At 47.2% G+C, this 26,083-nt stretch carries 22 protein-coding genes; 13 read left to right on the plus strand and 9 right to left on the minus strand.

Annotation, left to right across the window (positions count from 1 at the left end):
- Positions 1-336: 336 nt before the first annotated feature.
- Positions 337-1,557, minus strand: coding sequence for an FtsW/RodA/SpoVE family cell cycle protein (locus QT996_RS02165; protein WP_333044235.1), 1,221 nt, complete (start codon positions 1,555-1,557; stop codon positions 337-339).
- Between the two features lie 36 nt (positions 1,558-1,593).
- Here QT996_RS02165 and QT996_RS02170 point away from each other — a divergent pair, with 36 nt between their 5' ends.
- Entirely contained in the window at positions 1,594-2,013 is a 420-nt protein-coding gene (locus tag QT996_RS02170; RefSeq protein ID WP_333044236.1) for an EamA family transporter, read from the plus strand.
- Between the two features lie 111 nt (positions 2,014-2,124).
- Here QT996_RS02170 and QT996_RS02175 read toward each other — a convergent pair whose 3' ends face one another.
- From QT996_RS02175 to apcA, 3 genes are all read right to left on the minus strand, one after another.
- On the minus strand, positions 2,125-2,328 hold the full coding sequence (locus tag QT996_RS02175) for a phycobilisome linker polypeptide (protein ID WP_006634929.1): 204 nt from the start codon (positions 2,326-2,328) through the stop codon (positions 2,125-2,127).
- Between the two features lie 265 nt (positions 2,329-2,593).
- Positions 2,594-3,079 carry an allophycocyanin subunit beta gene (gene apcB, locus QT996_RS02180; RefSeq protein WP_006634930.1) on the minus strand — a complete coding sequence of 162 codons (486 nt, stop codon included), beginning with the start codon at positions 3,077-3,079 and terminating at the stop codon, positions 2,594-2,596.
- A 176-nt stretch (positions 3,080-3,255) separates the two neighbouring features.
- Positions 3,256-3,741, minus strand: a complete 486-nt coding sequence (gene apcA, locus QT996_RS02185; RefSeq protein WP_333036136.1) for an allophycocyanin subunit alpha — start codon at positions 3,739-3,741, stop codon at positions 3,256-3,258.
- A gap of 819 nt (positions 3,742-4,560) precedes the next feature.
- Between apcA and QT996_RS02190 the strand changes: the two genes are divergently transcribed.
- Positions 4,561-5,763 (plus strand): FHA domain-containing protein, encoded by a 1,203-nt coding sequence (locus tag QT996_RS02190; RefSeq protein ID WP_333044237.1) that lies wholly within the window; start codon positions 4,561-4,563, stop codon positions 5,761-5,763.
- A gap of 131 nt (positions 5,764-5,894) precedes the next feature.
- Here QT996_RS02190 and QT996_RS02195 read toward each other — a convergent pair whose 3' ends face one another.
- A complete protein-coding gene (locus QT996_RS02195) occupies positions 5,895-6,479 on the minus strand; it encodes an endonuclease dU (RefSeq protein ID WP_190739524.1) in 585 nt (194 codons plus the stop codon).
- A gap of 97 nt (positions 6,480-6,576) precedes the next feature.
- Here QT996_RS02195 and glpK point away from each other — a divergent pair, with 97 nt between their 5' ends.
- From glpK to QT996_RS02215, 4 genes are all read left to right on the plus strand, one after another.
- Positions 6,577-8,064 (plus strand): glycerol kinase GlpK, encoded by a 1,488-nt coding sequence (gene glpK / locus QT996_RS02200; protein WP_333044238.1) that lies wholly within the window; start codon positions 6,577-6,579, stop codon positions 8,062-8,064.
- A 74-nt stretch (positions 8,065-8,138) separates the two neighbouring features.
- Positions 8,139-8,507: a c-type cytochrome gene (locus tag QT996_RS02205; protein ID WP_333044239.1), complete on the plus strand. Its 369-nt coding sequence runs from the start codon at positions 8,139-8,141 to the stop codon at positions 8,505-8,507.
- Positions 8,508-8,786: 279 nt separating this feature from the next.
- Complete coding sequence (locus QT996_RS02210) at positions 8,787-9,236, plus strand: DUF3122 domain-containing protein (RefSeq protein WP_333044260.1); 450 nt, start codon at positions 8,787-8,789, stop codon at positions 9,234-9,236.
- Positions 9,237-9,561: 325 nt separating this feature from the next.
- Entirely contained in the window at positions 9,562-9,777 is a 216-nt protein-coding gene (locus QT996_RS02215) for a hypothetical protein (protein WP_333044240.1), read from the plus strand.
- Positions 9,778-9,947: 170 nt separating this feature from the next.
- Here the strand turns inward: QT996_RS02215 and QT996_RS02220 are convergent, their stop codons facing one another.
- Positions 9,948-12,929, minus strand: coding sequence for a pentapeptide repeat-containing protein (locus QT996_RS02220; protein ID WP_333044241.1), 2,982 nt, complete (start codon positions 12,927-12,929; stop codon positions 9,948-9,950).
- A gap of 297 nt (positions 12,930-13,226) precedes the next feature.
- Between QT996_RS02220 and rplU the strand changes: the two genes are divergently transcribed.
- Positions 13,227-13,619: a 50S ribosomal protein L21 gene (gene rplU, locus QT996_RS02225; RefSeq protein ID WP_172190164.1), complete on the plus strand. Its 393-nt coding sequence runs from the start codon at positions 13,227-13,229 to the stop codon at positions 13,617-13,619.
- A gap of 27 nt (positions 13,620-13,646) precedes the next feature.
- Complete coding sequence (gene rpmA / locus QT996_RS02230) at positions 13,647-13,946, plus strand: 50S ribosomal protein L27 (protein WP_333044242.1); 300 nt, start codon at positions 13,647-13,649, stop codon at positions 13,944-13,946.
- 187 nt (positions 13,947-14,133) lie between these two features.
- On the opposite strand, the gene thiS is transcribed toward rpmA, so the two are convergent.
- Together thiS and QT996_RS02240 are read right to left on the minus strand one after the other, a co-directional pair.
- The gene (thiS, locus tag QT996_RS02235; RefSeq protein ID WP_190738130.1) at positions 14,134-14,346 is read right to left on the minus strand and encodes a sulfur carrier protein ThiS; all 213 of its coding nucleotides are present in this window, start codon (positions 14,344-14,346) and stop codon (positions 14,134-14,136) included.
- Between the two features lie 97 nt (positions 14,347-14,443).
- Positions 14,444-15,526 carry a thiamine phosphate synthase gene (locus tag QT996_RS02240; RefSeq protein WP_333044243.1) on the minus strand — a complete coding sequence of 361 codons (1,083 nt, stop codon included), beginning with the start codon at positions 15,524-15,526 and terminating at the stop codon, positions 14,444-14,446.
- A 222-nt stretch (positions 15,527-15,748) separates the two neighbouring features.
- Between QT996_RS02240 and QT996_RS02245 the strand changes: the two genes are divergently transcribed.
- Entirely contained in the window at positions 15,749-17,629 is a 1,881-nt protein-coding gene (locus tag QT996_RS02245) for a DUF1565 domain-containing protein (RefSeq protein WP_333044244.1), read from the plus strand.
- A gap of 740 nt (positions 17,630-18,369) precedes the next feature.
- On the opposite strand, the gene QT996_RS02250 is transcribed toward QT996_RS02245, so the two are convergent.
- Positions 18,370-19,047 (minus strand): peptidoglycan-binding protein, encoded by a 678-nt coding sequence (locus QT996_RS02250; RefSeq protein ID WP_333044245.1) that lies wholly within the window; start codon positions 19,045-19,047, stop codon positions 18,370-18,372.
- A 264-nt stretch (positions 19,048-19,311) separates the two neighbouring features.
- Between QT996_RS02250 and QT996_RS02255 the strand changes: the two genes are divergently transcribed.
- The 4 genes from QT996_RS02255 to QT996_RS02270 all read left to right on the plus strand — a co-directional run bounded on the left by QT996_RS02255 (position 19,312) and on the right by QT996_RS02270 (position 25,632).
- Positions 19,312-21,246, plus strand: coding sequence for an SdrD B-like domain-containing protein (locus QT996_RS02255; protein ID WP_333044246.1), 1,935 nt, complete (start codon positions 19,312-19,314; stop codon positions 21,244-21,246).
- Positions 21,247-21,427: 181 nt separating this feature from the next.
- Positions 21,428-21,628: a hypothetical protein gene (locus QT996_RS02260; RefSeq protein WP_333044247.1), complete on the plus strand. Its 201-nt coding sequence runs from the start codon at positions 21,428-21,430 to the stop codon at positions 21,626-21,628.
- A 276-nt stretch (positions 21,629-21,904) separates the two neighbouring features.
- Positions 21,905-24,541: an SdrD B-like domain-containing protein gene (locus QT996_RS02265; protein ID WP_333044248.1), complete on the plus strand. Its 2,637-nt coding sequence runs from the start codon at positions 21,905-21,907 to the stop codon at positions 24,539-24,541.
- A 230-nt stretch (positions 24,542-24,771) separates the two neighbouring features.
- The gene (locus QT996_RS02270) at positions 24,772-25,632 is read left to right on the plus strand and encodes an SDR family oxidoreductase (RefSeq protein ID WP_333044249.1); all 861 of its coding nucleotides are present in this window, start codon (positions 24,772-24,774) and stop codon (positions 25,630-25,632) included.
- The last annotated feature ends 451 nt before the right edge of the window (positions 25,633-26,083 follow it).

The raw sequence follows: 26,083 nt of genomic DNA on the forward strand, positions 1-26,083 counted from the left end.
TTAAGCGGTGCATCTATTTAGGACAAAACTCAATGGCTCACTCAACTCCAGAAACACCGCAACCAGACAAAAAAGAATTAACTCAGATCACAGCTAAACCTCAAGAACAACAAGAAGAACCGCCCAATAAAGGTGACGGGCGGAAATAGTTGATCGACATTCATCTGTGACGATATAAATCTCGAATTGCCTTTAGATCGCTAACTTCTTTTTTTCTCAAAATCTGTGTTCTTCCCTACAATACCAGTTCCTATAAATTGGTATTCTGCCAGTAGTTTTTAAGTAATAAACTAACCCGATTTTTGCCAAAAATCGGGTTAGTTTGCTATTGACAAATTATTCCGTTTGTGTAGTGGTGTTGTTCGATCGCAACTTCGCCTTTCCCGGCTTTCCACGGAGGCCGTTTAAAGACACCACATCAGCCTCTGAACTCTCTCTCGCCACCCGAATCAGCAACCCCGACAACAACAAACTTGCCAACATCGAAGAACCCCCGTAACTAAAAAACGGCAGCGGCAAACCCGTAGTCGGCAAAACTCCCGTCGCCACCCCAATATTCAGCAGCGACTGTCCCACCATCACCACCATCGCCCCAATTGCCACCAACTGACTCTCACTATTTCGAGCCTTCATCGCTACCCTCAAAGCCACAGTAGAGTAAGCCGCCAACATCAGCAACAGTGAGAAACATCCCACCAAACCAAACTCCTCAGCAAAGACAGCAAAAATAAAATCGCTGTACTGAATCGGCAGATAAAATAGCTTTTGCTGCGACATCCCCAAACCCACACCCCAAATGCCCCCAGAACCCACAGCCAGCAGACTTTGAATCAACTGATAACCGTCTTGCATCGGATCAGCCCAAGGATTGAGGAAAGACATAATCCGGCGGCGCTGATATTCCCTAAAACTAATACTTAAAACCGCCAAAAGCATTCCCCCCATAGCCGTTGCGCCCAACTGCAAGTAAGGCAAGCCCGCCGCCAAAGCCACCAACCACAAAGTCATGCCGCACAAAGCCGTGGTACTTAAATTCGGCTGCAACAAAATTCCCAACAGCATTGCACCGAAAATTAACAGCCAAGTTAAACGAACTTTATTCGTCAACCGGGACCAGTTGCCGAAAATGCGGGCGCTTTGGAGAACAAAAAACGGCTTTATCAACTCAGAAGGTTGAATAATCGGAACCGGGCCCAGAGATATCCAGCGAGTCGCGCCGTTGACGGTGGTTCCCACTCCCGGAATTAAGGTCAACCACAGCAATCCCAGCAACAACAGGACTCCTAACTGAGCTGTTTTCAGCAGGTAGCGCAGGGGGGAGTACACCATCAAGTTAAAACCTGCCAGCCCGATCGCCACTGCGATTAGCTGTCGCTTAAAATAATAAAGGCCGTCTCCAAATTCAGAATTTGCGATGGGATAGGAAGCCGAAAACAAAGCTGTCAACCCGACAAACAGCCACAGAAAAGTCAGCCACCTCAGCCACCGAGCCTCAGCGGCCCATTGAGACGCGCTGGGGTCAAAAAATGGAATGAAGCGTCGAATGTCATTAGCCATAGGATTTTAGAAGGATCTCAATAAACTCTAACAAAGATGGCTAAAGTACCAGATTGGTTAATTTACGCATTAATCTGCTCGCTATTATATGGTTTGTGGGGATTTTTCGGCAATTTAGCGACTAAATATATTGACTACAAAACTGCTTTTGTTTATGAAGCAATTGGTGCTATTTTAACTACTTTATTTATTATCCAAACTAATAGTTTTAGTTTTGAGGGAGATGTTAGGGGAATTTTGTTTGCCATGTTAGTTGGTGTTTGTGGCACTGTGGCATCATTAGTATTTTTTATAGCCCTTGGCAAAGGTGAAGTTGCCAATGTAGTGAGTGTTACGTCTATCTACCCGCTGATTACTATATTATTATCGTCTTTATTCTTGAAAGAGCCTATTACATTACCACAAATGCTGGCTGTTTTGTTAGCGATAATCGCAGTTATACTTTCTGCTTATTGAAATATTTGTCAATGATTAGATTAACAACGGTCGGAGCATCTGACTTCTGCTATAACAACAAAAAAGAGGTCATCGCGACCTCTTACCCCTCTACTAATCCAGCTTCGGCTCTTAAAGCAGGCCGGTATTAGCTCCGGGCTTACCCGTAGCCAGTTGCACTTTAATAATTCTGCCGCCCATTTTCATAATTCTTTGCTGTTCCCGGAACCAGTTGTCGTAAGGAACGAGCTTAGTAAAATAGGTATTTTGCAATTCGCGCTGAGTGCGGATGCGAGTTTGACTTGGGACGCAAGCAGTCACCTTAAACATTCTCATTGGAAACTAACTCCTGAGTAGGTTTACAGATTATTAGATGGATTTTTTAAAGATTGAAGGCAGGGAGTTAGGAGTCAAAACTAGCTCGTTAAAACTCGTCGGGCTTTCTCGACAAGCCTTTGACGGTCTAGCAATCACTCTCAACTTCCCTGACCTCTTTTCAAAGCCAAAGGTAACAAGTCCAAAGTTAAAAGTTAAAAGAGGCAAGAAATAAGTGTTATTTCTTCTTCTTTCTTCCTTCTTCCTTCTTCCTTTTTCCTGAGTCTTAGCTCAAGCCAGAGCAGATGTAGTCGAAATAGACGCCCATTTCTTTACCAGCGTCAGAACCGACCAAACCAGCGGTGACTTCTTTCATTGCTTGGATTGCTTGTACGGTAGAACCGATGGGCACGCCCAAGGAGTTGTAGGTTTCTTTCAAACCGTTGAGCACGCGCTCATCGAGGATGGAAGGGTCGCCAGCTAGCATAGCGTAGGTGGCGTAGCGGAGGTAGTAGTCCAAGTCGCGGATGCAAGCTGCATAACGACGAGTGGTGTACATATTGCCGCCGGGACGAGTTACGTCAGAGTACAACAGAGACTTAGCAACTGCTTCTTTGACGATTGTTGCTGCATTGGCGCTGATGGCTGTAGCGGCGCGGACGCGCAGTTCACCAGAAGCGAAGTAGTTCTTGAGCTTGTCTAGAGCGCTGATGTCGAGGTACTTACCTTGAACGTCAGAGGAATTGATAACGGCGGTAATTGCGTCTTGCATGGTTGTCTTGTTTCCTAGAAAGTGGCTGAGTCAGTCCAATTTTGGAGCTAGAATTTGGAATTTGGGATATGGGATTTGAGATTTTTAAGTGGCCGATTATCTGCAAAAGCTTTTAGCTTGTTAGCAGTAACGCCCAATTCTTCAATCTAAAATCGAAAACCTAAAATCGAAATTCCTTACTGCATCGCACCGATAACGTAGTCGAAGTAAGAGGAAGCTTCGGAAGCATCTTCTCCAGACAGCAGCGAAGAAGCTGCATTTTTCATAGCGCGAACGCCTTCGGCGACGGCTTCAATCGGGGTGCCGAGAGATTTGTACATTTCGCGGACGCCGACAATACCGATTTCTTCGATCGGAGTAATGTCGCCAGCTACGATTCCGTAGGTGATCAAACGCAGGTAGTAATCCATGTCGCGCAAGCAAGTTGCGGTCATTTCTTCGCCGTAAGCATTGCCGCCGGGAGAAACAATATCAGGGCGCTTTTGGAAAAGTTGGTCGCCTGCTTGCTTGACGATGCGTTCGCGGGATTCGCTCAAAATTTGGGCGATGCGGACGCGGCGTTCACCAGAGGTGACGAAGCTTTTGATCCGATCTAATTCACCTGGGCTCAGGTAGCGAGCTTCGGCGTCTGCGTTGACGATTGATTTGGTGACGATACTCATCTTGTGTGTACCCGCTGGATATTTTGCTATATGAACTGCTCTGCGCTGAGCTAGCGAAGGCGGGCGCTTGCGTCCCGTATCTTTCCTGCTCAGGCAGGAGCTTTGACGGGGAAGGCTGGACTTTCCACAGTCAGCAACTGTTGAAGTTGTTGGCGGGTGACTGCCTTCGGTGCTTAACGGCGCTGGTTCTTCACGCCGGTGCGGTTGTGAGTGCTCGCACTAAGCCTGTCGCTTACAATACCACAAATGACTGATGCGATCTTTAATCTACGATCGAGATTGCAGCAGGCCACTTAGTGGCGATCGAGTGACTATCGGGCAGTTAGTAAGGATATTGCTTCTCTGACACAACTACCTCTCGCAAGTATTTTGAGGCATTATGTTCACATTCTGAGTGTTACTGTAATAGTTTGTAACATTCCTTTTCATGTTTGGGCCCTCGCTTGGGTCTTCTAATTTAAAATTTCACAGTTAAAAAATCGCTAAAGTTATCTTGCCGTAAGGGTTGCAGGCGATCTAGCATTAAGAGGGAATTGTGGCGGGCGACGAGGCGAGGGTCACAGACTTGTTGCTGAGAGGGAAGGGAGACAGGCGGGAGATGTGGGAGAATCTCACACTCACATCTTGCAGCATTCTCTCTTAACAGGCTTTCGGGCCGGTTCGACAATAGAGTGAATTTTGTTGTGGGGATTAGGGGTTGGGATCTGATAGCCCGCCCGTGAAAAGCTTATTAACAATGATGCCAGATATCAGATCATCGGAAATCGTGACTTTCGAGCTTGTAGCTAGATTTGACTCTCACTTTTAATCTGGTGCGCCGTGAAAAGAAATCTATCAGCCCTTAAAAAAGCTTTGCAGTTTGGCATTAGCGGTGCAGTCGGCGGTTTCGTCGGCAATCTAATCACCGAACCTTTCATGCAGCGACTCCCTGGTTCGGAATCTTTTTTTGACAGTGTATTGTCTACAGGTCGCTGGTTTGGATTGGTAGGCGGTGGTATTGCTACTGCTATCATGTTCGGCTATTATTACTATATCAAAGGCAAGCCTCAAATTAAACAGGCTTTAAAAAATGGCGGATTGTTTGGTTTAATAGCAGGAGCGATTTCTGGGGCGATCGCCGAAGGTATTTACAGCGGAATTGGCGACGGAAACAACGAATTATTACGAGTAATTTGCTGGGGAATAGCTGGCAGTTTATTAGGACTGGGACTTGGACAGCGGATTCCTAATTTGGGAGCGCTTCGCGGCACGGGAGGCGGCGGTGTTGGAGGAGTTTTGGGCGGCTGTTTGTTTATTCTGTTTGCTTACAATCTATCTGGTACAGCGGGCCGTTTAGCTGGCTGTGCTGCGATCGGTTTTTGGATTGGAATTATGTTGGTTGTAGCTGAAACTTTGTTTAACAAAGCTTGGCTGGTAATTAGTTACGATACCGGAGCAAATCGCACTCTTACTCTTGGCTCAGAACCGATCACTTTTGGCAGTGATGAAAATTTGTCTATTATCTGCATTCCTAATGTTTCACCCGTGGCAATGCGGTTTCAATTAGAAGCAGGTCAAATTGTTTGCGAGAATCTTGATAGTGGGGCGGTGAGTTATTTGCGATCGGGCGACCAAAAGAAAATCGGCAACTGTACAATTACAGTAGGAAACTCTGACTTGCCTGCTGCAACTTCGGCTCAGGTTCCGCCTAGTATTATATCACAAAAAGCCGCACCAGCTTCTTTTACCAGCAGCCAATTTTCCCTCAAATTAGGCAGTCGAGTTATTCCTCTGACTTCGGGAACTCAACTATTCACCTCTGACATACCGAGTTTAACAGCCGCAGCATCTAACGGTCTTGTAGCTATAGTCACTTCTCGATCAAGAAACGAGCTTTCGTTAGGATTGACAAATTTGTGCGATCGCACTTGGTGGGTTACAGACATTCAAGGCGATATAAAAATGGTAGAACCTGAAAGTACCCTGACTTTGGCGTTGGGAACTCAAATCGAATTCGGTGAAATTGACGGCGAAATTGTGTAAGTAAGTAGGTAGGTAAAAACTCATCGAATAACATCATTTACAATAAGCTTTTCATGGGCGGGCAGGATGCCAACCCCACAAAAAAAATTACTCTTTGTGGAACGGGGCTCTTGCCCGTTATTAACAATAATTCAAGCAGAACTGCCGCTAACTCCAGTAATTACAGCCGCACCAATCAAATGAGCCAAACGCAAAGCTTCAGGAACTTTACCAGTGTCTGTTAAACGCTGGAGCACCCTCGCTATTACTTCCGGTTGTTCGCCACAAACTTGAAAAAAGAAAGGTTCAAAAGCGTGAATTTTTCCGGCGCGACGCAACAATTCTAAACGGTATTCCGAGTCTGGTAAATGGCGGAGGGCTTTTTCAACAGCCGCTAAATCGGGTTGGCGGCGCATGACAGCAACGCAAGGAATTTGCAGCCGCGATGCTAACTCGGGAAGGTCAATAATATTGAAGCCGCCGAAAGCAATTCCGTCTAGCAAAACGAGATGCAATTGCGGCAGAAATTTGCCTCCGAGGAGTAGCCCAGAAATAGCATCCGTGGCATCTAATCCGTCTGGGAGGACTTGTCCCCACACCATTCCTTCAAATCGCGTTCCCCCGCAGACTATGCCCGCGATCGACACCAGACTGCCGCTTGTACGAGAAAACGGAGCGTCGTCAAAGCCAATAACCTTAATTGTGCGATCGAGCCTCAGCAAATCTGCCAGTTTCAACTTATGGAGTTCCCTAAGCTAAAGTTTTTGAGATTAGGTTGTGTTTTACATAGTATCATATACGTTAAATAGCTCATTATAAAAAGGTTTTAGACAGTTGGACAAAAAATACGTAGCAGCGATCGACCAAGGAACCACCAGCACCAGATTTATCATATTCGATCGCCTGGGACAGATAATTTGCAGCAACCAACAAGAACACCAGCAAATCTACCCGCAACCAGGATGGGTTGAACACAATCCCGAGGAAATTTGGCAGCGCACCCAAAGCGTGATTAAAAATGCCCTCGAAATCGGCAATATCGACCCAAAAGATATTGCTGCCCTCGGTATTACCAACCAGCGCGAAACTACAATTGTTTGGGACAGAAAAACTGGCAAACCTTACGGAAATGCGATTGTTTGGCAAGATACCCGCACTCGCTTTATTTGCGATCAATTAGCTGAAGTTGAGGGCAAAGATCGATTTCAAAAACGATGCGGTTTGCCGCTGGCTACTTATTTCAGCGGGCCGAAAATTAAGTGGATGCTGGACAATATTGCAGGATTGCGGGAAGCTGCAAATCAAGGGGATGCGATTTTTGGCAATGTCGATACTTTTCTGATTTGGCACCTGACTGGCGGCGCGCACATTACCGATGTTACCAACGCCAGCCGCACCATGCTGATGGATTTGCAAACCCTCGATTGGGATGCCGAAACTTTGGAAATAATGGCAATTCCCCGCCAGATGCTGCCAGAAATTCGCCCTTCGAGTCAAGTTTTTGGAACTGCAAAAGGAGTGCTTGCAGGTGTTCCAATTGCTGCTGCTTTGGGCGATCAGCAGGCCGCTCTCGTCGGGCAAACTTGTTTCAGTCCGGGGGAGGCAAAAAATACTTACGGTACGGGCTGTTTTATGCTGCTGAATACTGGTGAGGCGATCGTCCCTTCAAAGCAAGGATTACTAACAACAGTCGCCTACAAGATGGGGGAATCGCCCGCTGTGTATGCTTTGGAAGGCAGTATTGCGATCGCCGGAGCTCTAGTGCAGTGGCTGCGGGATAATTTGGGTATCATCAACACATCTGCGGAAGTAGAAACATTAGCAAATACAGTTGAAGATAGCGGCGGAGTTTACGTTGTTCCGGCATTTTCTGGACTCTACGCACCCTATTGGAAAGACAGCGCGCGGGGAGTAATTGCAGGTTTAACTCGCTACGTGACTAAGGCACACATTGCCCGCGCAGTATTGGAAGCGACAGCGTGGCAAACGCGGGAAATTTTGGACGCTATGAATCAGGATTCAGCAGTGCAGCTTTTGTCTTTAAAAGTAGACGGAGGTATGGTGGGAAACCACACGCTGATGCAGTTTCAGAGCGATGTTTTGGGAGTGCCTGTGGTGCGGCCTGTGGTAGCAGAAACTACTGCACTCGGTGCGGCTTATGCGGCCGGTTTGGCGGTGGGTTTTTGGAGCCAGCTAGCCGAATTGCGCGACAATTGGGCGGTGGATTTTACTTGGGAACCGAAAATGCCGATCGCACTTCGCGAGCAAAAATATCGCTTTTGGAAAAAAGCAGTTTCCCGCACATTCGATTGGGAAGAATAAATCGCTGAGTTAACCAGAAAATGCGTATTTAGTGATATCATTAAATCCAGCAATATTTTTCAAATTGTAAATAGATGATTTCGCTAAAGAACTTAAAAAAAATTCTCACCGCCTTTCTATTGATACTGACACTGGCCTTTGTAGAAATCGCCACTAATTCCCAAATCGCCCTCGCAGATACAGCGACAAATCCCACCGCAGCAGAAGTCTTCAGCGCCAACTGTGCAGGCTGTCACATCAACGGCGGCAACATTATCAGGCGCGGCAAAAACTTGAAACAAAAAGCATTAAAAAAATACGGCATGGATTCCATCGCCAACATTTCTAACTTAGTAACCAACGGCAAAGGTATTATGCCCGCTTACAAAGATCGTTTGTCTGAACAACAAATTATCGATGTTTCAGCTTACGTGCTATCCCAAGCCGAAACCGATTGGAAATAAACCAGACTATCTATATTGTAAGACCAGTTTTAGCGCCTAACTTCAGGAAACCAAGCCGAGGTATAATGTAAGGGCAGGTTTAGCGCGTAACTTGGTCATTGATGAATAATCTTTATACAAAACCTGCCTGCTTCTTGTCTTCTATTGTTCATTCTTTTATAATCTCAATACAAACCTTTTTTTTTATATTTTTGGCTAAAAACTGTAAATTATTGGAGGTATTGGAAGTTGAAAAAACATTATTGTCGGCGTAAAACTTTAACTATTCTTAGCTTGTGCTTGTATCTAATCTTAGCGGTTAGCCCGCCCGCTTTCGCCTCGATTCACAAGTATCCCGAAACTGCCGAAACAGCAATGTTTCGCTCAGTACAAAGCCTGCGTGATACAGACGAAAAAGCCTGGCAAATTGTTTTGTACAAGCGAGTAAAGTCTGGAGTAGTAAAGTCTTTAAATCTGAGATTAGTAGGATTTCCGGGAACAGAATTGCAGCACCCTGTCCCGCTGAAAGTTGCGGCTGGCAAGCGCGAAATTGGCAAGGCTAATGATATTTGGAACGAGTCGGGTTTGCCAATTAATGTCGGAGAATACGATTTCAAATCAATAATTACACAATTGGAAAGTAATCGACCTTTGCTGTTGAGTTTGCCCGTGAAAAATCAAAATGAGACACAAGTGCTGGTTCCTCCTTTTGCTGTCAGAGAATGGCGCCTGTTGTTAGACAGAAACTAAATATACCAATTTAAGCGCACTCTACATTTAAAATCTATACAATTTCCAATGTCACAAATCCCTGTGTTTAAATTATGCCTTAAGGTAGATTTAACGTACTTGAAGAATAATAGGGTCTGACGAAAACTAAATAGCTCAATTTAATTGCACTGTACATTTAAAATCGCTAAAGTTTTATGGAGGTATCAAAAATAACTTTATTTACATAGACCTTAAGGTAGATTTAACCTATTTTAAGGATAATTATGAAACAAACTAAAAGCTGAGTTAGTCGGATGACAAAACTTCAGTGTTTTAACGTAGGTGTATTCAGGGTGAAGCTACTATGACTTTAATCAGTAAAATTGTCCGCAAAGCTTTGGCAACAGGTTACTTAACGGTTGAGGCCGAAGAACAGTTGCGACAGCAGTTGCAGATGACTAAGTACGGTTTAGAAGATTTTGAGGCTTTTATTAATTTGCAAAAAGAGGTGATGGAGGGTAGGGTGAAACAGCAAGCTTTGGAATTGTTACGATCGCGCAGATGTTCTGTGACGGCTTGAATCCCGTTCGATCGACCTTTTGGATAAAATAAGGTCGATCGACCTTCGTATGTCGATCCGGCCTTTGGGGCGCGGATTCTCGGCCCCACCCCACAAGAAAATTCACTCTTTGTGGAACAGGCCGCAAAGCCTGTTCATACAAATGATACGCCAAGCCTGGAAAAATTTTTCTACCCTATTCCTAGCTGTCGCCTTAACGCTTCTGGAACATTAACGGCTTCCTTCAAACCTCGAACATTCTCCCACTTTGTATTTTCATCCCATTTGACATCGCCAAATATGCGCTCTCTGAGGTTTGCGTCGCTAAGGTTTGCGCCGCTGAGGTTTGCGCCGCTGAGGTTTGCGCCGCTGAGGTTTGCGCCGCTGAGGTTCACGTCGGTAAGGTTTGCGTCGCTGAGGTCTGCGCCGAGGAGGTTTGCGTCGGTAATGTCTGCGTCGCTGAGGTCTGCGCCGAGGAGGTTTGCGTTGGTAAGGTCTGCGCCGAGGAGGTATGTACCGCTACCGCTGAGGTTTGCGCCACTGAGGTCTGCGCCACTGAGGTTTGCGTTGATGAGGCATACGTCGCAGAGGTATGCGTCGCTGAGGTTTGCGCCTCTGAGGTTTACGTCGGTAAGGTTTGCGTCGCCGAGGCTTGCGTCGGTGAGGTCTGCGCCACTGAGGTTTGCGCCACTGAGGTTTGCGCCCCAGAGGTTTGCGTCGCTCAGGTGTGTACCGATGAGGAATCTCCCAACTGTTTCGACAAAGCCAGAATTCCCAACACAACAGCTATAACCGATGAGACGCAACAACCGACTTGCATCGTCAAGTTCACCTTCAGCATTAGCTTTCCCGCAAGGATAAAACACCATTTTGTCTTTGAATTCAGGTGTCTCCTGACCGTAACGGTGCAACTCCAACAGCAAAATCATCACATTCAAACCAACATAAATATCTATTTGTCGCTGTCCCAAATCTTGGGTTTTCAATTGATCTCGCAGTAGGCGCATCTTCTTCTGAGGCAAACTTTCCGGCAGCATATCGATAAATTCCCCCTCGCACCACCGCAGATAAAAATTTTCCAAACGCTGGAATAACTCCACAAAGCGAAACTGATTTTCCTCGCCTAGATCAGCCGGACTTGTTAACAACCCCATCAAATATTCCACAATTTCTTCTGTCAGCGGCCCATAACCCAACAAATCATAAATCTCCCAGTCCATCTGAGAGTCTTGAGTATTAAATCCTCTACCTTTCTTTCCCGGTTCCGTCCAGTCTTCCAGACTTTCTTTCAATCGTTCCGCACACAGAAATTCACCAAAACTCTTGTGTACAAACTCCACAGAACCTTCTTTACTGCCTTGCTGAAGATAAAAAACCGCCAAAGCATTTCTCAGAGGATTGTCGCCAATCGGTATTTGGGCTTTTTCAAGTAAGGCTTTAACCGAGTTGTCTTCTCTCAATCGTTTCTCAATCATCGCTACAGGAGCGCATTCCCCTCCCGACTGCACCACGCACAATCCTGCTTCTGTAAGGATGCGCCGCAAATCTTCTGTCTCCAGTTCGGTCAAATTGCGATTGAGCAATTTAGACCGCTGTTCAGTGAGTACCCAATTCACAGCTTGGTTGTAAATCAAAATTTTTGCTTGAGTGCTGTTAGTTCCTTGAAAATCCTCAACTTTCAAGATTTTGTCCCGGTGCATTGCCGCTAACAGATAAAGCAAGAGCGGCTCTCGCGAGAGTTCTGATTTTACATTCTCTGGACAGCATTTATCTTGCAAAAAATTCTGAAAAGCTGAGGTTTTTTCTGCCCCTTGTTGGGCTTCCCACTTGCTCAACCACTGTTCCTGTAGTCCGTCATCCATTATCTGAATTTCGACTCGCTCCAAGTTATCTGGCATTTGCCTTTCAATCCCTTGCAAAGCTAAAGTTCTGCCAGTAATCAAAACCCGGTGTCCCATTTCTGAATTCTGATCGCAGTCTCGCTGAAATTGTCCTACTTGCTTAAGAAATTGCTCTAAACCCCCGCTGCTTCTCCCCTCCATCAGCAACTCGTCAAAGCCATCCAAGAAAAACAAATATCGCGTGTTTCTATCTGTCAACCAGCCGTCATCGCTAGCAAAACCAGCATTAACTGCTTCTTTGAGTGTTTCTCGAAAACTCTTTTGCAATATGGGAATATCTCGCAGTCGAATTAACACGGGAGTCCAAACTGGATGCAAATGTTGCCGCACCCAGTCAGCAAACATCCGACAAAAAACGCTCTTGCCGCGTCCGGGTCCAGCTTCGACAAACATTACTTTATTTTCTTTTTTGCCATCCTCAAGCAATTTTTTTGCCCAAGTTGCTAAATCGAAATGTTCTGTATTTTTAACACGATTGCCCTTTTTATCAATTGGCTTTGCCTTCAGAGGCACGTAGATATCTTTGAATGAGAAATTTTCTGCAAATACAGGTTCTAGTGGTAGAGAGGCAATCTGTTCTTGCAGGTAGGTGTCAATGCTGTGATATTTCTCCTGTTCCTCCCGCCATTCGCTGATAGAAGGCTGTCCAAGATGTTTCATGGCATCACCGGAAACTGCCCAAGCTTCGATTAAATAGCGGTGAGTATTAGCAGCAACTCTCTTTGTCAAAATTTGAGCTTCATCGGCATTGAGTCCGGCTTGTTGCAGCCGTTCTGATAGCACTAGGTTAAATTCCGTGGCTAACATCGAATCGCGGAAGCAAATAACAGTGTCTTTGGCTGCTTTATCGCTAAATTCTAAATCTGCCAGTTTTTTAAGCAACTGCTTAACTCCATCGGAAACCGGAGTTTGCCCGATGCGATTTAACAAATTTGCGTCTTGTTCAAGAAAATCCTTAAAACTTTCCAGATAAGCCGCCTGACTGACCAGGAAAATGCACTCAGCTAAAGTCGGCTGCTGTTGAGTTTTTTCAATAAAAAACGCCAGCATTTTCGCCGCAATCCCGACAAATGGCAATCCAGTTCCCACAACTTGAGCTAAGGGAGAGTTCAAAACCTCTAGCAGCAAGTTGCTATTGTCCAGCCCTTGTTCTTTGAACATTTTTGCCAATTCTGCGGCTGTTTTCCCAGCTTCTCCGATTCCCTCTGCTGCTTCGGCGGAACACAGTTCTTTGATATCAGTATTTAAGAATTTCCAGATGCGATTTGCCATTTTTACCTGCCCTGTTTCAGAAGAGAGAATCTGAGAAAATCTACATTTAACTCTGTAAGCATTCCGTAGTTCGTTGCCACCAATCTGTTCTCAAACTAACAATTAGAAAAGATTAACTCTCTTTTACCTTGACAAAACTCCAACAATCCGCAACAATAGTAGATTGTCTGTCTAAATCCGGCTCGGATCAGGTTAAGACATTCCAAAAGCTGGAGAGCAGTCAGCAGTCAAAAGTCCACAACGACCAATGACCAATGACTCATCAGCTACCTGTACGGCAATTTCAACCACCATCCCATGACTTACGCAATCATTGAAACCGGCGGCAAACAATTTCGGGTAGAACCAGGCCGCTTCTACGACATCGAACTGCTTCACGTTGAAGCTGAATCCAAAGTCACCATAGACAAAGTATTTCTGATCCAGCACGAAGGCGAGGTTCATATCGGCCAGCCTCTACTAGAAAATGCCACTGTAGAAGGAACGGTTCTACGGCATTTCCGGGGCCGCAAAGTCCTCGTCTACAAGATGAAGCCGAAAAAGAAAACTCGGAAGAAAAAAGGGCACCGTCAAGAAACAACTCGCTTTATGATTGACTCCATCAGCGTCAACGGTACAGTCTTAGCCGCCAGAGACTTAACTGCAGCAGTTGTTGAAACCCCCCAAACCGCCGAAACTGATTCAGAATAAAAAATAGTAAATACAGTTGAGGATATTATGGCCCACAAGAAAGGTACAGGCAGTACACGTAACGGACGCGACTCTAATTCTCAGCGTCTGGGTGTCAAAAAGTACGGCGGTCAAGTTGTCAGAGCTGGCAACATTTTGATCCGTCAGCGCGGCACTAAAGTTCACCCCGGTAACAATGTTGGTATCGGCAGAGATGATACTCTGTTTGCCATGATTGACGGTGTGGTGACTTTTGAAAGAAAAGGCAAAACTCGCAAGAAAGTCAGCATTTATCCTGTGGTTGCAGCACCTGTGGCTGAACCCGTGGCTGAAGCTGTCGCAGTTTAGTTTTATGGTTCCTAGGCTATGCCTGGGAACGCATATAAGCAAGGCTCTGCCTCCTGATTTTCTATGTTATTAGAAAGTTACAGGAGGCAGAGCTTTTTGCAATTTGTTTTCCCGGAGAAAGGACTGTGGGTGCTTACCAATAACCAGAGAAGCAGGAAAAACTCTCGTTTTTACTCCTAAAAATTGGCTAGCCTCCCCCGACAATTGTGACAACTTCTAAGATGTCGCCCTCTTGCATCTGTGTAGTTTCCCAAAATTGTTTGTGCAGAATTTCGCCGTTGTACTCCACAGCCACCAAGCGCGGGTTTAATCCCAATTGTTTTAGTAATTCTGGTAACGGTGTGTCGATCGCACAATTGCGGGTTTCTCCGTTAACTTGCAGCGCAATTTGATTTATCATAAGTAAAATATCAGTTTTCAGGGCGGGTTTGGTAACAAAATTATATTTTATGCACAGATTTCCTGTGCTAAACCCGCCCTACGAATCGCAAATAAACCTAGCTTTTGCCGTGCAAAGCTTTTTGAGCTTTCAGATTCTCCATCCGAATCAACTGCGAGATGAAAAACTGCGTGACTAAAGTAGGCTGTTCTGCTTCCATAATCGCGCGTACTATGGCAACTCTTTGAGCTCCGGCATTCAATATTTCATCGAGGTTGTTGATATCAATTCCGCCGATCGCAAACCACGGAATCGGCGACTTATCAGCAGCATACCGCACATAATCCAAACCCGCCGCCTGTTTATCAGGTTTAGTAGGAGTGTGGTAAACCGGCCCAACTCCAATATAATCGGCTCCCTCTTCAATAGCTCGCTGCATTTCCTCGCCATTGGTAGTAGAACGACCGATGATCCGTCCCGGGCCGAGCAACTTGCGCGCTTCCGCCACAGGCAAATCTCCCTGTCCTAAGTGTACGCCGTCGGCATCTGCTGCGATGGCAAAATCCACGCGATCGTTCACAATCAGCAAAGCATCGTAGCGGTGACAAAGTTCGCAAAGCTGGCGCGCATTAGCCAACTTTGCGCCGTCGTCTGAGCTTTTGTCGCGGTACTGCACCAAAGTCAGCCCGCCTTGCAAAGCAGCTTCCACGACTCCCAACAAGTTGTCTCTGGGCGAAGTTACAAGGTATAACTGCGATCGAAGTAACTGTTGGTAGCGCCGGTAAGCCAGCAAATTGCTTTCGAGAGTATAAACCCGATAGCGCATCTGCTTAAAAGCCGCCCCCATATTCCGATCGTAAATTTTGCCATACTCTTCGAGTACCCGCAGAGCTTCTTCCACCCGACAGAAATTCGCCTCCAGTAGCTGCTGAATGCTCGAACGCTGCTCTTCCTGCGGGTGAGTCAACTCCGTACCCGGATCGGCCGGCGTATCCCTAGCACTGCGAAGTTCTGCGACGTGCCAAGCAGCCAATTCTTGACGCAGTTGCTTGCACTCGCCTGCTAAATCCGCGTTGTTGAGACCAAACCTGCACCATTCTTCAATAATTCTCAACCCTTCGCGCGATCGATCTAAATTTGCATCTAAAATCCGGCAGAGGGCTGGCTGTGCCGGTAAAGTTCTGTTTTGTTTGTCGGTCATTCAGAACCACCCTAATTATAATTAATCCTACCAATCAACCCGCTACATTGTCCCACGCCGTCAAGATTGTGGCAAAGCAGGCGGCTTAATTTTGGCATAAACCAATGTAAATTCGACAATAATTTTTTAAGTTTTATTGAATTTGATGAAAACAAAGCATAATAGATCAAACTTGATGAGAGTGGAATCGTTAAACTGCATACCACACTTCGGAGGAGTGCCGTGAGGTTAGCAGAACAACACAAAAGATTAACAGAAGAAAACCCCAGCAGGCGGGTGAAATCAAAGTTCGATCGCAAAAACCCGACACCGAACTCGGGAAGCGGAAATCGGATCGCAAATCAGTGGGGTTTATTTATGCTCCTAAACTCTCAACATAGCGAGTGCAAAGAAAAGCGATCGCAAAAATCTTGTTTGAGTTCTTGCCTTTTGCTCGTTTTTGCCAGCACCGCCCTTTGCAACCATCAACCGTCAGTTATCGCTGCCGGGATACCGGGAGTGCAGCTACTTTCTCAGACGCCGCAGAGCGACATTAACATACTGTACGTCAGCTCGATCGGCGGCAGCGACACGGGGGGCAACGGCAGCGATCAAGCTCCGTTTAAAACCCTTACCTACGCCTTAAGCGTCGCCCCGCCCAAGACAGCGATTTTGCTAGCGCCCGGTACTTACAGCGAGCAAACTGGCGAAAAATTTCCATTAATGCTCAGGCCCAGCGTGACAGTTCAGGGAAATCCGAACACTCGCGGTCAGAATATTGTCATCAAAGGCGGAGGATACTTTATCAGTCCGACTTCGGCGGGTCAAAATATTGCCATTTTAGGCGCAGATGGGGCGGGACTCAGCGGGGTGACGGTAACGAATACCAACTATCGCGGTTACGCTTTGTGGATCGAATCGAGTTCTCCGACGGTTGTCAACAATACTTTTTCTGGGAGCACTCACGACGGAATTTCGGTAGTGGGTACTTCCAGGCCGACGATTGGCGGGAATGTTTTCTCAAAAAATGGAGCTAACGGCATTACGATTTTTGGGAGTTCCCAGCCGGAAGTTCGAGATAATGTGTTTGAAAACACGGGATTTGGGGTGAATGTAGCGCAGAACGCTTCGCCTCTGCTGATCGGCAACAAAATTACTCGCAATAAGGATGGCGTGGTGGTGCAAGCTGATGCTAGACCGGTGCTGCGTAACAATTATATCGAGAGTAATCGGCGGGACGGAATTGTGGCGATATCGAGAGCTCTGCCGGATTTGGGCACTGCCGCCGAACCGGGGGGCAATGTCATTCGCAACAACGGCCAGTACGATGTGAACAATGCGGCAAAAGGTCAAGTAATTCCAGCTTACGGCAATCAATTGTTGAGCAATCGGACGACGGGCTCGGTTGACGTGGCGGGAACTTTTAGCCCTCCACCAGCAATCGGGGGAAGTGCTTTGCAGCTAACGACCGATCGACCCCCCAGCATCGGTGGTCCAGACACTTCTCTCCCTGTTTACACCCCCGGGCGGCTAAGTCCCAGAGTAGAAAGAGCTCCAATTTCGCCACCTGCGCCCGTTTCAAGGCGACCGATGCAAAATCGACCTGCACCGCGAAGCGCTGAGTTGCGGCAAGAGCTTTCTCCGAGGAATGCCGCTGCTTCAGCGGTAGTCCCAGGGGCGATCGCAATTCCCGTGCCCGATCCGAATTATCGATCGGTTTCGGAAAGTTCGGTACAGCAACCAATTATTCCTCCCAATTTTGATAGTTCGAGTTCGGTTGCTTCCGAGGGTAGATTGCCGGTTCCGGGCCGCAACATTCCTATCGGAAGGGGCGGCTATGTACCTGCACCTTTAGGGGGGAATTCTTTGCCCGATTCCCCGGAGAATTCGCCGTCATTCGATTTACCGTCGGCTTTGGGTTTGCGCTATCGAGTTGTGGTGGAGGCCAACAGTTCGGGCGATCGACAAAAAATCCAATCCCTCGTTCCCGGTGCTTTTCGCTCTTTTTCCAGCGGGCGATCGGTGATGCAAGCCGGTGCTTTTCGGGAACGCCAAAAAGCTGACGAATTGCTACAAATGCTCAGCGCTAACGGTTTGAATGCTCGAATTGAGGACATTAAATGAAATCGTCATTAGTCATTAGTCAACTGTTGACTGTTGACTGTTGACTGTTGACAGCCAAAGACTGCTTGCTACTTCAAAATTTCAAAATTTTAGGGCCTAGCATATCGGATGCCAGACCCTAAAAAGTTTGTAAATTAAGTTGATTCAAGTGGGTTTTTAGCTCTGCTGAGTTTCAGCAAACTACAACTAAGGTGGACTTTTGTGCAACTACTCTGCGGACGAGCTAGCTATCAGCGGAGTCTATTCAGACTTCTGTGTTTGACTGTTGTGTGATCGCAACTTTTGATTCATGCAATAGCCTCAAGCTATCTAACAAATATCGAGCGCAATGTCAACCTTTCTTTGCTAATAAGCTACACGGTTCAGGCGTTGCCTGCGGACTAGAGCCGAGCGGGACAAATACTCTAATTCCAAATTTTTTATCCAAGTTTTTTGTGCTTCTTGGTTTTGCCCCTCATGTTTTTAAGTTAACACCAACTGCGCCTATAAAAACACTTTGTTTACCAAACTTGACACTTTTTGACGTGCAGAAATACTCCCGAAACCAATTATTAACAATTTGTAAAATCAGTATGTCGCACAATGTGCAGTAGGCCAATAAAATCTAGGACTTAGGTAGAAACCGGGTTTTTTTTACCAAAGTACGGCGTTACATCGACTATGCTAGGCCCTAAAATATTGAAATTTTGAAGTAGCAAGCAGTCTTTGGCTGTTAACACCGAACAGTCAACAGTCAACAGTCAACGCAGCAGAGCTTCCCAAGTAGCGCGGCCGACAATCCCGTCTGCTGGCAGTTGATATTGTCGCTGAGCGGCCTTGACAGCAGCTTGAGTTTCCGGGCCAAACACGCCGTTAGCACTCACGCGCAAAAATCCCTTGGCCCGCAGCCGCTCTTGCAAATCTCTGACTGCCGCCCCCCGCATTCGTCTTCTCAAAACCGGAAAATTAGTTGGCTGCGCTTGGGCATTAATCTCTGAGTTGTCGGCAGTTACGGGAGCGTTGGCGATCTGGTTTTCGGTCGTGCTCGGAGCCTCGGGAAACAGCCGGTTCCAAGTATCTTGACCGACTATTGCGTCGGGAGGCAGACCTGCTGCTTCCTGGAACTGAGATACAGCTCTAGCGGTGCTTTGGGAGAAAATCCCGTCTACAGTGTCAGCGTAAAAGCCCAATAATTTAAGAGCAGCTTGGAGTTCGATTACTTCCGACCCTCGGCTGCCCAATTTGATCGTGGGGCGGACGATCGCACCTGTTTGAGCGATCGGGCTGTTGCTGTTACTCTGTTCGGAGGTAGGTAGCTGTGCGACAGCAGGAGTAGGGGCGATCGATCCCATTACCAATAAACCGCACAAACTCCAGCCGAATAGCAAACTCGGAACCTCGCGGGCTTCATTCCAGCTTGCTGTCAAGTTTTGGGACATTGGGAATTCGACCTCTGCAAAACTGGTAGCGATCGTACATCAAATCTGGAAAAAATTGGGAATTTCGGCAGAGGGAATTGGGCATAAGGCATTAACGGATTCCCTGGCTATGCCTGCGAACGAGTTAACTCAAAACTCACAACTTTTCTCCCCTTCCCTTTCCTAAAAATAATTTATCCCCTGAAATAGCTGCAATTGGCAAAAAAACTGCTAGATTGCCCTACAGAAAACATTGAACCGCGTTCATTGGGCCCCAGCAATACCATGTCCGAATCCAGAACCGCCAGCCAAATAGACATCGGCAACGTCAACATCGGGAACTTTCAAGTCGGCAGCATCAGCGGCACCAAATACAACGACTTCAACGCCAACGGCCGCCCTGATCCCGGAGAAGTCCCCATTCCCAACTGGCAAATCTACCTCGACCTCAACAACAACGGCCAGCCAGAATTTAACGAACCTTCCACCCTCACAAACCCGCAAGGCAACTACATCTTCGCCAACCTGCCGCCGGGCACTTACCAAGTTAGGGAAGTCCAGCAGCCGAACTTTCGCCAAACTACCCCAAATCCCGCACCCATCACAATTACCAGTGGCACAAACGCTGGCAATATCAATTTTGGCAACAACTTCAACGCAGGGACGATCGCAGGCACAAAATTCAACGACATCAACAACAACAGCAGCCGAGATCCCGGGGAACAAGGGCTAGCTAACTGGCAAATTTACCTCGATCTCAACCGCAACAATAGGCTCGATGGTGGCGAACCTGTTACTTTGACAAACGCTCAAGGCAATTACGCTTTTGTCAATATTCCCGCAGCTACATATTTTGTCAGAGAAGTCCAGCAACCGGGTTTTCGCCAAACCACGCCTGACCCTGGCCCGGTTAACGTTACTTCCAATGCCACTGTCAACAACATCAATTTTGGGAATGTCTTTTTTGTCGGCAGCATCAGCGGTCTCAAATACAATGACCTCAATGCCAACAGTGTCCGAGATGCGACAGACCCGCCTCTGGCAAATTGGCAAATTTACCTCGACCTCAACGGCAACGGCAGCGTTGACCCGGGCGAACCCAACACCATCACAAACCCCCAAGGCAACTACACTTTTGCCAATGTTTCTCCCGGCCGATATTTGGTGAGGGAAGTTCAGCAACCGGGATGGGTACAGACTACGCCAAATCCAGGCCCGATCGACATCATCGGCAATACCAACGCTGTCGGCGTCAATTTCGGCAACAATTTACCCACCGGCAGCATCAGCGGTTTCAAGTTCAACGACCTCAACGGTAACGGCATCAACGAACCGACGGAACCGAGAGTTGCCAACTGGCCAATTTATCTTGATTTCAACAACAACGGCGTCCGAGATCCGAATGAACCTTCGACTTTAACAAACCCCCAAGGTAATTTCTCTTTTATCAATTTGCCTCCAGGCAGCTATGTGGTGAGGGAAGTTCCGCAGCCCGGTTTTCGACAAACCACACCAAACCCGACTCCGATCACCGTGGGCAACGGCACAAATGCCACTAATCTCAGCTTTGGCAATGTATTGGTAACTGGCACCATCAGCGGTGTGAAATTTAACGATTTTAACGCCAACGGCCGCCTAGATCCTGGGGAACCGCCGATCGCCAACACTCCAATTTACATCGACCTCAACAACAACAGCAGTTTAGATCCGGGTGAAGCGAGTACCTTAAGCGACGTTCAGGGCAATTACAGTTTCCGCAACGTTCCGGTAGGTAGTTATGTTGTCAGGGAAGTTCAGCCGCCGGGTTTCATTCAAACGACTCCGCCTGCGGTGGTTGTTGTCTCGGCAGAGATTCGGGCTAGCAAAATCGATGTGGTGACGGGAGATGTGGTGACGGGAGATGCTGAGGGTGGGGCGGCTAAATCCTTGAAGGGCGAACTGCTGCCGAATGCCACCAGCTATGCGCGACTGGAACTTGCGGGTAATATGGCGGCGGATAGCTTGCTTTGGAGCGAGGGTCGTGATAGTTATCAAAGTAGTAAATTTTTGAGTGAGGGATCTTTTGCGAATTTAGGCAATATGCCTAACATTGGGCAACAGAATGTCGGTCTGGAGCCTAATGCACAAAGAAGTAATTTTGTCAAGACCCGTGAATTAATAAATGGGGCGATCGCTCACTCGTTTGTGCCGATGGGTGTGACAAATTTCCCGGTTATGTAGGGTGAGACAAAGCTCGATCGCCCTCAATCCCAAACCGCAGATAAAAATAACGAAGAGGTGAAAGGGCGATCGCGTGATACCCTATTGTTGGCAACCTCCAACACTCAAGCCTAAGTTCCGGCAACTCCGAAGCTGGCTTGTATATTGGGTGCAAGATTCAGAGGCAGTAGCATCTCTGTGAGTGAGAAACTATCAGGTAATTCCCCCAAACCCGATCGGCGTATTTCCAGTCAGGGCAAGTCATATCAAGTGCGGTAGCTCGATCGGTGCTTGTTCTCTGTGCTTGGCAATCCCAGAGGAGGCGATCGTCAAGCACAGCGAACTAGGACAAACAAGAACGAGGCCGCCGGACTTGATATCAGGGGGAAGAAGTCAGTCTTAGGCTTTTTAAAGCTCAAAACCGCAAGTATGTACGGACAGAGAAGGCGTGCAAATCCTGAAGATGTTGCCCTCAAATTGCCAGGGTTCTTCAAAACCTGATATACTTGCCAGCGACAAAGCTTGAGGCATTGTTGTGTGAGATGGGAACATTACCTCAAGTGCAGACGTATGTAAAATCGAGTAGCGGTTGTCAGCTATTAGTAAAAACTACTCAGCAAGTTACAACCCATACAGTAGTCTGTAATTTACGTGGATTTAGGTGTGAAGGAGAGAAATCATGGCAGATTTAGATTTAACTACCGAAGAGCTCAGAGCCAAGCAATTACAGCCAGTTGTGGTTGGGAATGCTGGCCCCGCAATTGTAGGCATCAAGTTCTTGGACCAGAACCGGGATGGCATCAGACAGCCAAATGAACCAGGTCTGGGAAATATCCCGATTCTCCTCGAATCAGCAACAAGCACCAACGGTGTATTTAATGCTGGTACTGGGGAAGTATCAACCACGACGGACGCTAACGGCGCGTTCTCATTTATAAATCTTGTCCCTGGCAATTACGTACTCACCGAAACGGCACTACCTCCTGGTTTAACCGCTACTACCCCCAACCCCCTCGCTGTCACTGTCGGCAACCGAAATGTCAACGTTTTCTTTGGCAACGGTCCAGTAGAAACACCTCTAGGCAGCCGGATCGTTGGATGCAAATATTTAGACATAGATGCCGATGGCTTCCGAGATGGAAATGAACCGGGGATTAAAAATGTCAGGATTTATATTGATGCCAATGGCAACGGTCTACGCGATGCAGGGGAACAGAACACTTTAACAGACAAAAATGGTGCATGGTCATTCAACGTAGCACCCGGAACCTACAAGATTCGGGAAGAACGGATCAGACGACAGATTAATTCTGTTACCGGACTAGAAGTTAATGCTACGGACGCAGAACCCTTAGAAACACAAGATTTTCCCCAAAGCACTCCCCCCGGCAACGTTCCGGTACTGGACGTGACCGTAGCAGCAGGTCAAACCTTTGCCTGCGCTCAAGTTGGCGATACTCCGCTCTATCAAATTGAAGTTAACAAATTTCGAGACATAGACCGCAGCGGCACGCGAAATGTTGTTAATGGAGTCTTGGAACCCCCCATTGCCCGAGTACCGTTTATTTTAGATGTCAACGGGAACGGTCGCTGGGATGGAGCAGCCTCCGAACCGATAGCCATCACAGATGCGAACGGAGTAGTTACCTTCAAGGATTTGCGAGCTGGCAATTACAAAGTGTTGGAAATTTTTCCAAGTGTACTGCCTGCTGAAGTAGGTGGCGGTGTCCCCGGAAACCTCAATGCTCCAGTATCAACAACTGGAAACCCCGCTCTCGTTTCGGCACCAGGGCCTCAGGCGCGATTCCAGGGTACGATCAGCAGAGAGCAACCGCTGCTAGTAGCAGACTCAACCTACACGCTGAAACCAAACGACCCTAAATTCATAGACTCCAACCGCGACGGCGTTCAACAACCAGGTGAAAGATCGATCGCCAACACTGGTGAGCGTCCGATTTTTGCAGCGCCAGTGACAACTTTACCAGCCCCCAACCCCTCGCCGTCACTTACCTTTTCTCCCGTTGGAGCTACTCAGGGTATTGGCAGTAATGCCGGTGTGGGCAACACTCTACCCCTCATCAATGTCTTCAAGTACAATGACTTGAATGCCAACGGTCGCTACGAACCAACTCAGGGTGAAGCGCCAATTAGCGGTGTCACTGTCTTCCTAGACACCAACAATAATGGGACTCCCGACACTGGAGAACAGCAACTCAGGACAAATGACCAGGGAAGAGCCGCCTTTACCAACTTGTCAGTAGGCAACTATGTCGTCCGAGAAGTTGTACCGCCAAATTTCTCCCCTTCTACTGCAGATCGCGTCGATGTTACCCTCAATCTTCAGGACGCCAACGTTACCTTTGCCAACACACCCAGCAGCAACATCACCGGTTGCAAGTTTGAGGACTTCAACCTGAACGGTTATCGAGATGGCAATGAACCAGCTATTCCTGGTGTCAGCATTTTTATCGATAGCAATGGTGACGGTCAGTTGCAAGCAAACGAACCCACTACTACTACCAATCAGTTTGGTACCTTTGCATTCAACAATTTGCGCCCTGGCACTTACAGCATTCGAGAAGTAACGCCTCCTGGTTACTTCCAAACGACTCAACCAGTAGATGTTGTTCTCGGTGCAAATCAAACCTTTACTTGCGCTTTGGTGGGTAACTCTCGCCGCTATGACCTGTTGGTTCCTAAATTCCGAGATGACAACCGCAACGGCATAAAAGACGGAAACGAACCGCCCCTTGCCGATGTGCCTTTCACTTTGGATTTGAATGGCAACGGCCGCTACGATGCTGCAACAGAACCGCTGGTGAGAACGGATGCTGCTGGTATTGCTCGGTTTAATAATTTGTCTCCAGCCAGCTACTCGGTTTTGGAAGTCTTCGATACTCCGGGCGTTCTCAACAATTTCCCGATCCGAACTGGGCCAAACCCGGTTAGCTTTGACGTGCCGGGCCCTAATACTACGCCTACGGTGGTGGCACCGACACCAACAGTTACACCAACCGTCCGTGCTTCTAGCATCATCATCAATGATGATAAGGATGTGCTAACTGGTTCTCCGGCTACTGGGGCTCCGGCTATGGTAACTGCTTCTAGCCGCGACGATGATGGTCTGACTAACCGCGCGATGGCCGCACCAGTCAGCAATGCTGACATCGTAGTATCTGATAATGCAGTTTTTAGCAGCTTTAAATACCCTGAGCTGAGAACGGCGAGTTCCCTGATTCCTTCAACCATAGAAGCTTCGGCTCTCAATCCGAAAGAAGTACAGTTGCTAATTCCTACTCAAGCTCAAGTGTTTTAGTTCGAGACTTAGCAATTAGCATCTAGCTTGTTTAAACTGCACGTCAAACGAGGTTTTGGCGTGCAGTTTACTAACGAGGTTTTGGCGTGCAGTTTACTATTGTTACCATCTTAACAACTGCTTTCGATCGCCCAAACTGTCTTTAGTAGTAGGGAACGATCGGCAAAAAGACCGATTCCCCGCCTCACTAAAACCTTTATTTATAGAGGTAGAACTTAGAGGAATATGTTATGCCAACTCAACAACAAACCAATCCGGCTCAACATCAAGAAAAGCAACCCGGTATTGAATCGCAAATGACTCCTCAACCTCAATCTTTCGCGGAGGGATATCGGGGTAGCGACAAATTGCGGGACAAAGTAGCCTTAATTACTGGCGGAGACAGCGGTATCGGGCGGGCGGTGGCGATCGCTTTTGCCAAGGAAGGCGCTAACGTGGTCATCAGCTATCTCAACGAAGATGATGATGCTAAAAAGACCAAAGAGGCGATCGAACAACAAGGCCGTCGCTGTATTGCGATCGCCGGCGACATCGGCGATGAAAAGGTCTGTCAAAACCTTGTAGAACAAACAGTTAAAGAATTTGGTCACCTCGACATCCTGGTCAATAACGCCGCCGAACAGCATCCCCAAGAAAGCATCGAAGACATCACCGCCGAACAATTAGAGCGCACCTTCCGCACCAACATTTTCTCAATGTTTTACCTCACAAAAGCCGCTCTAAAACACCTCCAAGAAGGAAGTGCAATTATCAACACTACCTCTGTCACCGCTTACAAAGGCAATCAACAATTGCTAGATTACTCCTCCACAAAAGGAGCGATTGTTGCTTTTACCCGCTCTTTGTCTCAAAGTTTAGCTGAGAAAGGAATTCGCGTCAACGGAGTAGCTCCCGGCCCGATTTGGACGCCTCTAATTCCCTCGACTTTCCCCGAAGAAAAAGTTGAGAAATTTGGTGCAGACACGGCCTTGGGACGCGCCGGTCAACCCGATGAAGTTGCCCCCAGTTACGTGTTTTTAGCTTCAAAAGATTCGTCTTACATGACGGGTCAAATTTTGCATCCCAATGGCGGCTCTGTGATTAACGGATAGATTTGTCGCGAGTTGATTATAAGAGCATTTTTAGGCGTGGGTTTCACCCACAATCTCGGATCATAACTCAGAATCTAAATAAATCCGCCCCCACAACCAGCTTACGGAGGGCGGGTTTATTCATTTTTTTAGTTATATCGTTTCCGGTTGGAGGGGAATGATCAAGTCTCGGTCAATACTTTCACATTACCCCACTCTCCATCATGTATAAGTGCAACCACAATGGATATAATTAATCTGTGTTTATCTGCCTCTATCTGCGGTTAAAAAAGAGAATGTATTAACCGCAGATGACAAGGGATTGACGCAGATGAAGAGAATAGACCTCTTGCCAAAAAAATATGTGTTATCCTTAAAAGTTTGCTCAAGTTTAGGTCATAATTTGTATTATGGGGTTGATTGGCATCTCCTTAAACTTGCCCAGCCTGCTAGATTATAAAATTGTCTAAAC

Source organism: Microcoleus sp. S13C4 (assembly GCF_036700865.1).
Lineage (GTDB): Bacteria > Cyanobacteriota > Cyanobacteriia > Cyanobacteriales > Microcoleaceae > Microcoleus.